The following is a 5694-nucleotide window of genomic DNA, read 5'->3' as shown; positions in this document are numbered from 1 at the left end:
AGGCCCTCGACCCCGTTCAGCTCCTCCTCGATCTGCCGGGTGACGCCCTGGTAGATCTCCTGCGGCGATGCGCCCGGATAGGTGGTCGTGATGGTGAGCTGCGGCGGGGCCACCTTCGGGTACTGCGCGATCGGCAGGAACGGGATCGCGAGCACGCCTGCAATGGAGATGAAGAGCGCGAAGACCCAGGCCAGGATCGGGCGCCGGATGAAAAGCTGTGCCATGATGGGTTACTCGACCGCCTTGCTGAGCGTGGACGTGGTGGTGGGTTCGGTCGATGCGGACTTCCAGGGCTCGGGCGCGACCTTGCCGCCAGCCTGCACCTTCTGCACGCCATCGACGACGATGCGCTCGGAGCCGTTGAGGCCGGCCTCGACCACCCAGTCCTGACCGAGGGAGCGGCCGAGCGTAACGGGCCGCGCCTGCGCGGTGTTGTCGTCCCCCAGGACGTAGACCTGGGCCTCGCCCGCCGCGGTCCGCACGACGGCACGCTGGGGAACAGTGACACCGGCTTGGCGCACCGCCTGCTCGAGACGGACGCGCACGTACATGCCGGGCAGGAGGTCTCCCTTCGGGTTCGGGAACTCGGCCCGCAGCGTCACCTGTCCGGTGGTGGGCGCCACGCTGGCGCTGGCGAACAGCAGGCGGCCCGGCTGCCCGTAGACGGTGCCGTCGTCCATGAGGAGTTCGACGCGCGCCTCGCCCGGGGCGGGGCTGGCCAGGGTCTTCTGCTCCACGGCTCGCTTGAGCGCCAGCAGCTCCTGGGCCGACTGGGTGAAGTCGGCATAGACCGGGTCGACCTGCTGGATGAGCGCAAGCGCCGATGCGCCCTCTGCGGTGACAAGGGCGCCTTCCGTGACGAGGGCACCGCCGATGATCCCGGTGATCGGGGCGCGGACCTCGGTGTAATCGAGATTGATCCTGGCCTCCGCCAGGGCGGCCTCGGCGAGACCGACGTCGGCATCGGCCTGGGCCAGGTTGGCGACGGCCTCGTCAAAGGCGACGCCGCTGGTCACGGCCCGTTCCCGCAGGGTCTTCTGGCGCTCGAGCTGCTGGCGGGCATTGGCCTGGATCGCCTTGGCCTTTTGCAGCGACGCCTCGGCGCTGTCGATGCGGACGCGGAAGAGGCGGGGCTCGATGCGGAAGAGCACGTCGCCCTTCTTGACCCGGCTGCCCTGCTGGAAGACCCGCTCCTGGAGGATGCCGGAGACACGGGCGCGGACCTCGGCGGTGCGGGTTGCCGCAATGCGCCCCGGCAACTCGTTCACGACCGGGACGGGCCGCGCCTGGAGCTGGATCACGCCGACGGCGGGCGGCGGCATGGCCCCGCCGGCTTGCGCGAGGACGCCGCCGGACGAGAGAACCAGGAACGTGGTGGCGATCAGGCACGCCTTCAGGCGCGACCGTGGTGAGCTGTACATGATGTAGTCCGTGATGATCGGTGTTCGGGGAAGGACGCGTAGTTGCAGTCTCTAGTGACCCATAATCTGGTACACTAGATAACGCGATCTGAAGCCGTTACAAGGGCTGATCACGCTCCGGTGTTGAACTGGCCGGGACCGTCCCATGCGTCGGTTGCATCGCGGCGTGGCAACAGAACGATGGCGCTTGACAAGTCCCGCCGAAGCATTATCTGGAAAGCTAGATGATAGCGAGCTAGAGGAAAATGACTTCAGAGCGGCACAATGTCGGCACGCAACTATCCTTCGCGCTTTATGGCGCGGCGAACCGCATGGCACGCATGCACAAGCCGTTCCTGGAGCCGCTCGGCCTGACCTTCCCCCAGTACCTGGTGATCCTCGAGCTGCTGGATGGCGCGCCCCTGACCGTCGGCGCCCTTGGCACCCGCCTCGGCATGGACACGGGCACGATCACGCCGCTGGTTAAGCGGCTGGAGAGTGCCGGCTTTGTCACGCGCACCCGCGATCCGGCTGATGAACGCCGCGTGCTGGTCGACCTGACCTCCCATGGCCGCGCTCTTGAAGCCGAAGTCCGGGGCATCCCCGGCAGGATCAAGACGGCCTGCCAACTTACCGACCAGAGCGCGGACGACCTGCGTCGCACGCTCGAAGGGCTCGCCCACCCGGCAAGCGAGTGAAACCTTCAAGGAATTCATAGGAGAGACCATCATGAAGATCGGCATCTTGGGCACTGGTCACATCGGCAAGACCCTGGCTCAGAAATTGAGCGCGGTCGGACATGACGTGAAGGTGGCCAACTCCCGCGGCCCTGACACGATCGGGGCCGACGTGCTGGCCTCTGGTGGACGCGCGGTCACGGCAGAGGAAGCCGTGGCGGACGTTGACGTCGTGATCGTGTCGATCCCTCTCAACCGCATTCCCGGGATTACGTCGCTGATCGCCAGCGTCCCAGCCTGGACGGTCGTCATCGATACGTCCAACTACTATCCTGCCCGCGACGGCAGGATCGACGCCATCGAAGAGGGGCAGGTCGAGAGCCTGTGGGTGTCCGAACAGTTGGGCCGTCCCATTGTCAAGGCATGGAACGCCATCGGCTCCGACTCCTTCGCGCGGAAGGGCAAGCCTGCGGGGAGCCCGGACCGCATCGCGATTCCCGTTGCGGCGGATCGTGACAGAGACCGCCAAGTGGGCATGGCACTCGTCGAGGACACCGGGTTCGACGCCTTCGACGCGGGCACACTCGCCGACACGTGGCGGCAGCAGCCTGGCGCTCCGTGCTACTGCACGGACCTCACCCGCGAAGAAATGCCCGCCGCCCATGCTGCGGCAGAGCGGGCGCGTCTGCCCAAGCGGCGCGACCTGTCGATCGCGGCAATCATGGAGCGGGTTGGGGACGGCACAACGAACCCGGACGCGGAATACGCCGTCCGACTGACCCGCGCGCTGTTCATGTGAGCCCTCGCGCTATTCCCTGCGAAGCACCTGCGCAAGAGGAATTGGAGCGCAGGAAGCGCTCTCATGCGGGAGGTCTTCGCAGGTATGAGGGGGAAGGAAGTTCTGCTCGTATGTGGGTGATACTGCACCTCCACAAGAGTTCGGGAGTCGGGAGGACTCCTAATGACACGACGCAGACGAAAGCCGAACTTCTGTCGCCACAGGGTAAGCTGACCTTGATAAGGCTACGCCCAACGGCTCAGTTTGACCTAGTCCGGATGTTCGTCGTTATGTCCAAGGAAGGGGGCAAACCTCAAGCTAAGATGATGACTCTGTTCTGTCGCGCTTAAATCCGACCTTTCCGGTCAGTCACACGTTTTAGCACAGGGCGGCCGCGAAGCTTGAACTCACCTGAAACCTGAGAGGTAGCCGATGGCGCGTGCAAAACTGTTCACACCCTTCCGAGTCGGCGAGCTCGAACTCGCCAATCGCATTGTGATCGCGCCCATGTGCCAGTACTCGGCCGAGAACGGATGCATGACCGACTGGCACCTGATTCATCTGGGTCAGCTCGCGCTCTCGGGTGCCGCGCTCCTGACCATCGAGGCAACCGCTGTCGTGCCCGAGGGCCGTATTACCTACGCCGATGTTGGGCTCTACTCAGACGAATGCGAGGCTGCCATGCGGCGCGTCCTGGACAGCATCCGCCGCTGGTCCGACATGCCGATTGCCATTCAATTGGCTCACGCCGGGCGGAAGGCTTCCAGCGAGGTGCCCTGGAAAGGGGGAAAGCAGATCCCGCCTAAGCATCCGAACAGCTGGCAGACGATGGCTCCCTCAGCCATCCCGCACGAGCTGGGGGAGGTCTCTCCCCTGGCGATGGACCAGGAAGGGCTGGCCCGGGTGCGCGATGCCTTCGCCGATGCTGCCAGGCGTGCCGCGCAGCTCGGTATCGGAGCCGTTCAGGTTCATGCGGCCCATGGTTACCTGCTCCACCAGTTCCTGTCGCCTTTGTCCAACCGGCGTGAGGACGCCTACGGTGGTTCCCTTGAGAACCGGATGCGCTTCCCACTTGAGGTATTCGATGCCGTCCGGGCCGCATTTCCAGCGGAGCACCCTGTGACAGTGCGGGTGTCGGGCACGGATTGGGCTGAGGGTGGGTGGACAATCGAAGAGACCGTCGCGTTTGCGAAAGAACTCGAGGCCCGCGGATGCAGCGCACTCCACGTCTCCAGTGGCGGGCTCAGCTCCGCGCAGCAGATCCCAGTAGGTCCAAGTTACCAGATCCCGCTCGCCCGTGCAGTCAAGGCAGCCACCACAATGCCGGTGATCGCCGTGGGTCTCATCACCGACTTTGTACAGGCGGAAGCCATCCTCAGCACGGGCGACGCCGACCTGATCGCTCTCGCCCGCGCCATTCTCTACGATCCCCGTTGGCCGTGGCACGCGGCCGCGCATTTCGGTGCTGCCGTCAAGGCTCCGAACCAGTACCTGCGCTCGCAACCCCACCAGTTTCCACGTCTCTTCGATGTGCGCGCTGACGACTGATCGCTCGCTGGGCGGCCTCCGGAGTAAGCTATATAACCCCTCTACTGGTCGAAGCGTGGCACACGACCTCAGCAGCATTTTCGGCTGAGCCTGTTCAAGCGGCGGTCTGGCGGAGCCAAAGTGGATACAAGGAGACCAAGGTTATGGATTCTGTAAGGCTTGGCCGCTCAGGCCTTGAGGTTTCTCGCCTGTGTCTCGGCTGCATGACGTACGGAACTCCCGAACGCGGCAACCATCCCTGGACGCTCGACGAGGAGCAGAGCCGCACCTTCATCAAGCGGGCGCTGGAGCTTGGCATCACGTTCTTCGATACTGCCAACGTCTATTCCGACGGCACGAGCGAGGAGATCGTCGGACGTGCACTCAGTGACTTCGCTAGGCGCGAGGAGGTCGTGATCGCTACAAAGGTGCATGGGCGTATGCGCCCCGGGGCTAATGGAGCCGGCCTGTCGCGCCTTGCGATCATGACCGAGATCGACAACAGCCTGCGCCGGCTCGGCACCGACTATGTCGATCTCTACCAGATCCACCGCTGGGACTACGCGACACCGATTGAGGAAACACTTGAGGCCCTGCACGATGTCGTCAAAGCTGGCAAGGCCCGGTACATCGGGGCCTCCTCAATGTATGCTTGGCAATTCGCCAAGGCGCTCTACACGGCCGACCTGAATGGCTGGACGCGGTTCGTGTCGATGCAGAACTACTACAATCTGCTCTACCGCGAGGAGGAGCGAGAGATGCTGCGGCTGTGCCAGGCTGAGGGCATCGGTGTCATCCCCTGGAGTCCGTTGGCCCGCGGCCGTCTCACTCGTGACTGGGATGAAAGCAGCGCCCGCGCAGAGACGGACGAGTTCGGCAAGACGCTGTATGCCAATACAGCGGAGGCGGACCGCAAGGTCGTGGAACGTGTGGCCGAAGTCGCAAGCCGACGCGGAGTTCCTCGGGCGCAGGTTGCATTGGCTTGGCTGCTGCACAAGCCGGTGGTAACCGCACCCATCGTTGGCGCCTCAAAGCCGCAGCACCTAGAGGATGCAGTGGCCGCCCTGTCGCTCAAGCTGACATCTGAGGAGATGGCGGCTCTGGAAGAGCCGTATGTGCCGCACGCTGCGGCCGGATTTGCCTAAGTGGGATCTTCGGAAGACCGCAAAGCTGATGTCTCTCGTGATTGGCCCCCAGCTATTTCAGTATGGCCGCTTTGATGTCGGCTCATGGCAGATTTCGTTGAAAAAGTCCTCGTGATTAGCGGCGGATCGTGATTCCCTGATCGGGCATTCTCAGCAGGAGGACCGGG

6 protein-coding genes are annotated in these 5694 nt (G+C 64.2%); 4 read left to right on the top strand and 2 right to left on the bottom strand.

The features are described 5' to 3' along the window. Both JKG68_RS30635 and JKG68_RS30630 read right to left on the bottom strand, forming a co-directional pair. A partial coding sequence (locus JKG68_RS30635; protein WP_202066053.1) for an efflux RND transporter permease subunit occupies nucleotides 1–224 on the bottom strand: 224 nt, incomplete at its 3' end. A 6-nt stretch (nucleotides 225–230) separates the two neighbouring features. Beyond that, nucleotides 231–1421 carry an efflux RND transporter periplasmic adaptor subunit gene (locus JKG68_RS30630; RefSeq protein ID WP_202066051.1) on the bottom strand — a complete coding sequence of 397 codons (1191 nt, stop codon included), beginning with the start codon at nucleotides 1419–1421 and terminating at the stop codon, nucleotides 231–233. 245 nt (nucleotides 1422–1666) lie between these two features. Between JKG68_RS30630 and JKG68_RS30625 the strand changes: the two genes are divergently transcribed. From JKG68_RS30625 to JKG68_RS30610, 4 genes are all read left to right on the top strand, one after another. Next, entirely contained in the window at nucleotides 1667–2098 is a 432-nt protein-coding gene (locus JKG68_RS30625; protein WP_202066049.1) for a MarR family winged helix-turn-helix transcriptional regulator, read from the top strand. A 31-nt stretch (nucleotides 2099–2129) separates the two neighbouring features. Next, a complete protein-coding gene (locus JKG68_RS30620) occupies nucleotides 2130–2876 on the top strand; it encodes an NADPH-dependent F420 reductase (RefSeq protein WP_202066048.1) in 747 nt (248 codons plus the stop codon). A gap of 411 nt (nucleotides 2877–3287) precedes the next feature. After that, nucleotides 3288–4403 (top strand): NADH:flavin oxidoreductase/NADH oxidase, encoded by a 1116-nt coding sequence (locus JKG68_RS30615; RefSeq protein WP_202066047.1) that lies wholly within the window; start codon nucleotides 3288–3290, stop codon nucleotides 4401–4403. Nucleotides 4404–4546: 143 nt separating this feature from the next. Beyond that, the gene (locus JKG68_RS30610) at nucleotides 4547–5527 is read left to right on the top strand and encodes an aldo/keto reductase (RefSeq protein ID WP_202066046.1); all 981 of its coding nucleotides are present in this window, start codon (nucleotides 4547–4549) and stop codon (nucleotides 5525–5527) included. The last annotated feature ends 167 nt before the right edge of the window (nucleotides 5528–5694 follow it).

This window comes from Microvirga aerilata (genome assembly GCF_016743775.1).
Classification (GTDB): Bacteria; Pseudomonadota; Alphaproteobacteria; order Rhizobiales; family Beijerinckiaceae; genus Microvirga; species Microvirga aerilata.
Note: the sequence above shows the minus strand (reverse complement) of the source record. Positions and strands in the feature narration are given on the sequence as shown.

Excerpts from the sequence above, each read along its gene's own strand:
- JKG68_RS30630 (WP_202066051.1), bottom strand. The coding sequence starts at position 1,421 with ATGTACAGCTCACCACGGTCGCGCCTGAAGGCGTGCCTGATCGCCACC.
- JKG68_RS30625 (WP_202066049.1), top strand. The coding sequence starts at position 1,667 with ATGACTTCAGAGCGGCACAATGTCGGCACGCAACTATCCTTCGCGCTT.
- JKG68_RS30620 (WP_202066048.1), top strand. The coding sequence starts at position 2,130 with ATGAAGATCGGCATCTTGGGCACTGGTCACATCGGCAAGACCCTGGCT.
- JKG68_RS30615 (WP_202066047.1), top strand. The coding sequence starts at position 3,288 with ATGGCGCGTGCAAAACTGTTCACACCCTTCCGAGTCGGCGAGCTCGAA.
- JKG68_RS30610 (WP_202066046.1), top strand. The coding sequence starts at position 4,547 with ATGGATTCTGTAAGGCTTGGCCGCTCAGGCCTTGAGGTTTCTCGCCTG.